Here is a 5,384-nt window from a genome sequence, read left to right as displayed (position 1 = left end):
TAAAGATCATGCTTATTACCTGGAGGGCGTTGATCTTGGAATGCCCTCTAATGATACTTCTGGTATTGAAACTTTGCTAAGGATGAGCAGAGCAGTAAACAGGTTAAAAAGTATCGAAGAATTTTCTCAGAGACACCTTAAGTGGCAGGAATTGTACAAAGACGACTTTAATCAGGGAAATTTGTTCTATAATAAAACCTGATGTGACTATAAATATTTGGCATGGCAAAAATTTCCGAATCCATACAAAAACTGCTTCAAAAGCACCGGGTCCTAATTTGGTACGATCAGGAACGGGCTTTTACGGATGAGTTTGAGAATCTGAATATTGAGGGAATCAATAAGGTAACACTTGACCGTGATGAACTCGCAGTAAAGGTTCGTGTCCTGCTTGAGCAACCTGATGAAAAGTTTGTGCTTTACATCCCCAGGGCGAAACCCCCTGATGAAGAGAACTGGCTCCTGGACCTGGAACTGACCTATCATGTCTACTACACGGATCAAGCATCGCTATTTTTGCAGGAGCTGGACCTGGGATATCACTACAAGAATTGGATTACCCAGCACCTTGCGTTTTTCCAGAGCCGGGAACGTCTTTTGAAATTCAAGGAAATTGCCAATGAAGCGGATGGGGACCGGCTGCTGTCCATGAAAATCATGCAGGTGGTGTTGCGGGCTGATACAACGTTACCGGATTCACTTCTGCGAAAATTTGCAGAGGCATTTGCCAATAAAAGCAATTCATCTCTGGAAGTGGAACTAAAGCGCTATGGATTGTGGGAACTGTTCTGGGATGAGGTTGGCCGTCACTATGGCTATGAACAGAAGGATCCGGGAATCTATGGGTTCCTGCTGGATGCATTTCGAATGAATTTCAAACCATTGGCAGACCAATCATCATTGAATGCCGAAACCCGCGTAATGCTCTCTGCATGGAAAGACACGCTTTCGTTTCAGGAAGCCTTCCGAACCCTGTCCAGCCGAATCCAAAAAGATCTGAACATTGAATCAGTACTTAACTCGGTCGCCCTGGACGAGATCCTCCATGATGATGTATTTGATCTGATCGATCGTAGAATCATCCACGAACTGGTACGAGGAATGGTCGATGAAAGTCTGGATTCAAAGAGACTTGAATCAGCCATCAAGACCCGGGAGTTTACTTACTGGTATGACCTCTATCGTCCGTTTTATGAAGCCCTTAATGCCGGACATCACTTGCTTGAGGCCATCCGGAGTCAGGAAAAGATCGAAATAACGGACTTCGCAGACGGAATACGCCGCTACACCGGAGAATGGTTCCGGATCGACCAATATTACCGTCGCTTCATAGAGTGGTACCGGGCAACCGGTCAGAACAGTGTGCTCAATCCACTCTATGTCCTGATAAACAAAGCGTACAGCAATACATGGTTGTTAAACTTGAGTGATTCCTGGCAGCGAGCCATGGATGATTCAGGTAAATGGAGCCATGGTACCAGGAAATTGACCTCATTCTATCGGGAAGAGGTGCAACCATACCTGTCTAAGAAAATTCGTGTATTCGTGATCATTTCGGATGCACTACGCTATGAGTGCGGGGAATCACTGCATCAGATCATGCAGAAGGAGAACCGGTTCGACAGCTCCCTTGATTTCAGGATCACCGCTCTGCCATCCTATACACAACTTGGGATGGCCTCCCTGTTGCCCCACCAAAAGCTTGCCTTTGGCAAGAGTGACGATGTCCTGGCTGATGGTTTGAGTACTGTCGGACTTCAGCGCAGGAGTAAGGTTTTAGCTGAACATTCCGGTGTCAATGCCACCGCCGTTTCAGCGGAACAGCTGATGAAACTGAACACCAAAAGTGAAGAGGCCAGGTCTTTGGTTTCCAGCCACGAATTGATCTATGTCTATCACGACCGAATTGACAGCACAGGGGATGATACCGCAAGTGAAAACTTGGTAATCGAAGCGGCACGGGATGAAATCGAATTCCTTGTCAAGCTGGTCAAGAAGATATCCAACCTGGGTGTTTACCACATACTTGTAACGGCGGATCACGGATTTGTATACCAGAATGAGCCGCTGGATGAAAGTGATTTTGCCGATGCTCAGATTGAAGGGGATATCATCAAAAGCAATAGAAGGTTCGTCTTGGGGCGGAATCTGCGTCATAAAGCCAATGTGAGTTCGTGGTCGGCTCAGGATTTCGGGATTGAAGGAGATGTCCAAATTCTTATCCCCAAGAGCATCAATCGCCTGCGGCGACAAGGATCCGGATCCCGATATGTCCACGGCGGGGCAACGCTGCAAGAAATTACCGTCCCGGTCGTACGGATTAAAAAACTCCGGGAAGATACCGTTGAAAAAGTGGATGTGGATGTCCTTAACAAGCACAACAATCTGATAAGCACCAACCTGCACCGGGTGCGCTTCTATCAGCAGTCACCGGTTTCCGAGACGGTTGCCGGCCGTTCGATCAAGGCACAGTTCAAGGCCAAAGATGGAATGCTCCTGAGCGATGTGTGGACCTGGACTTTCAACTCTGATTCAAAAAATGCAGCAGATCGCGAATTTGAGCATCGGTTTCAGCTTTCCTCCAAGGCAAGCACCGAGTACAAGAATCAAACCATTTACCTGGAGATGGAGGAACAGGTCGAGGGGACAAACAGCTGGGTTCCCTATCGGAAATATCCCTTTACGATAAATATTTCCTTTACCCGGGATTTTGATGATTATTAAAAGAAAGGCCATGTCATGAAAGAGCTTGATGTAAAGGTTAATGAGCAATTTGCGGGGAAGGTGGTGCGCAAGGACCTGACGAATTTGATAAAGGGTAATGCGAGCATTCCGGCTTACGTATTGGAATACTTGCTTGGTCAGTATTGCGCTACCGATGATGAAGAGACCATTAAGCAGGGCGTTGAAACCGTCAAGGATATCATCGCAAAGCATTTCGTGCACCGGGATGAGGCGCAGACCATCAAGTCAACCGTCCGTGAAAAAGGTTCACACCGGATCATCGACAAAGTATCGGTTCGCCTGAATGACAAGAAAGATATCTACGAAACATCATTTGATAACCTTGGACTAAAAAAAGTGCCCATCGGGGACCGGTTCATCAAGAAACATCCAAAATTATTGTCAGAGGGCGTCTGGTGTATTATCACACTGGGGTACCAGGTAAGTGACGAGCGGGATACCCTTCCCTGGGTAATCGAGCAGCTTAAACCCATTCAGATATCGGGTGTGGATGTGGATGAGTACAAGGAGATCCGCAAGAATTTTACGAAAGACGAGTGGATGGATCTGCTGATGCAATCCATTGGCCTGAATCCGGAGGTGTTTTCCAACCGGTCAAAACTGTTGCAGTTGACCCGACTGGTTCCGTTTGCCGAAAAGAATTACAACCTGATCGAACTGGGTCCAAAAGGAACCGGGAAAAGCCATCTGTATTCCGAACTGTCACCGCATGGCATCCTGATTTCCGGGGGTGAGGTTTCCAAGGCCAAACTGTTTGTCAACAACAGCACCGGAGACATCGGACTGGTAGGGTATTGGGACGTGGTTGCTTATGATGAATTTGCCGGTAAAAGCAAGAAAGTGGATCAGGCACTGGTTGATATCCTCAAGAATTACATGGCTAACAAATCCTTTTCTCGTGGGACGCATGTGTACCAGGCCGAGGCGTCCATGGCCTATGTTGGCAACACCGACCACTCCGTGCCCTACATGCTGAAGCATTCGGATCTTTTTGATGCGTTACCAAAGGATTACTACGATTCCGCTTTTTTAGATCGTGTTCACTGCTACCTTCCGGGCTGGGAGGTCCAGAAGTTGCGCAATGAGATGTTTACCACTGATTACGGGTTTGTGGTTGATTATGTGTCTGAGATCCTGAAGGACTTGCGAAAGGAAGATTTTATGCAATCCTACAGGAAGTATTTTGACCTCTCGGATAGCATCACGACCCGGGACAGGGTATCAATCGAGAAGACCTTCTCAGGCCTGGTAAAGGTGATTTTCCCCCATGGTGAGTTTGATGAAGATGATGCCAGGGAGTTGCTTGATTTTGCCATTGAGTGCCGCAAAAGGGTGAAGGATCAGTTGCGGAAAATGGATGAGACATTCAATGACGAGGTGGTGAAGTTTGAGTATAAAAGCAAGGCAGGTAAAAAGTTCCGGATTGAAACTCTGGAAGTCATTGAAAACGGTGATTACAAGCTGGATATCCCGCCAGGAGGATTATTTGATGCTATTGAGTCCGACGGCAAAGGTGATGAGCCATCGCTCTTGACTTCTGATGAGGCTACAGGAGAAGGCACGAAACCAGCGACTGATTCCGGAGAAAGCGGTGGTACGGTTACGCAGACTGCGCCTGTGGATCCTGCGAAAAAAACGGCAATTGAGGATAAGCCGGTCGCCGGACAAAAAGTCATACGTGAAAATCAAACCGGTGTCAGCTATAAAAAACTATTTGGTCCCTATCTGCAAGGAGCATCCAGGATCACGGTTACTGACCCCTATATTCGATTACCGTATCAGCTCAGGAACTTCATGGAGTTTGCCAGACTGGTGGCAGAGACAAAACAGCCGGATGAAGAGGTGGTCATCCACCTAAGAACTTATAACAACGAAGATTACCTGGAAGGCGCCAAGGACAAATTCTCAGAGATGCAGGAGTCACTGGAACCCACAGGGATATTCTTTACCTATGAGTTTGATGAGAACCTGCATGACCGGTCAATTGAGATTGACAACGGGTGGAAGATCATTCTCGGGCGTGGTATGGATATATACCAGAAAACAGGTGGTTGGCACGATATAGCCGAGCACTATCAGGAGGTGCGGCTTTGCAAGGGATGTGAGATTACGTATTTGAGGGAGAATTATGGAAAATGAAACAAAAAAGCAGGAGAGACCGTGTTTGGTTAGGAGAGGGTATTTTCCCAAAGAACTTCCCCCACCATTTCAAACAACTTCATTAGCTGATTCTCTTGATAAGGTAAGAAATAGATGGAAAGAGATTCGAGATGATCATTTGACCAGAAGGCCAGAGGAGAATAAAGCTGCTTTTAAAGAAAGAAAACAAAAATTTATTGATAACTACTCTTCATCCAGTTGCGCTAATTTTTCTATTTCAAAGGGCAAAATATCAAGACGTGTATTGAAAATGCCCAATCCATTACATTTTATTGAGTTAGCAGAGTTAATAGAAGATAATTGGAAACAGATTTCCAAACTTTTTCATAAATCCCTGTATTCAAAAAGTTTTCCTGTATTAACTACGAATTCCAATCAAAGGTCAGTGCACACTTATAGCAAGGATGTACAAGACTTCAGGAATTATGTGCTGCTTTCTTCAGCAGATAAAATGGTTCAAGTACGTGTTGATATATCTA

The 5,384-nt window shown here is 46.0% G+C and carries 4 protein-coding genes; all 4 read left to right on the top strand.

Annotated features, from left to right (window positions below):
* Positions 1-202 (top strand): hypothetical protein (locus tag QA596_12790; protein MDG5768328.1); only part of this gene is annotated, 202 nt, incomplete at its 5' end.
* Between the two features lie 20 nt (positions 203-222).
* Positions 223-2,724 (top strand): BREX-1 system phosphatase PglZ type A, encoded by a 2,502-nt coding sequence (pglZ, locus tag QA596_12785; protein ID MDG5768327.1) that lies wholly within the window; start codon positions 223-225, stop codon positions 2,722-2,724.
* A gap of 15 nt (positions 2,725-2,739) precedes the next feature.
* Positions 2,740-4,884: a BREX system Lon protease-like protein BrxL gene (brxL, locus tag QA596_12780; protein ID MDG5768326.1), complete on the top strand. Its 2,145-nt coding sequence runs from the start codon at positions 2,740-2,742 to the stop codon at positions 4,882-4,884.
* A partial coding sequence (locus tag QA596_12775; GenBank protein MDG5768325.1) for a hypothetical protein occupies positions 4,874-5,384 on the top strand: 511 nt, incomplete at its 3' end. The genes brxL and QA596_12775, both read left to right, overlap by 11 nt.

This window comes from Balneolales bacterium ANBcel1, assembly GCA_029688905.1.
In the GTDB taxonomy this organism is placed as follows: Bacteria; Bacteroidota; Rhodothermia; order Balneolales; family Natronogracilivirgulaceae; genus SLLW01.
Note: the sequence above shows the minus strand (reverse complement) of the source record. Positions and strands in the feature narration are given on the sequence as shown.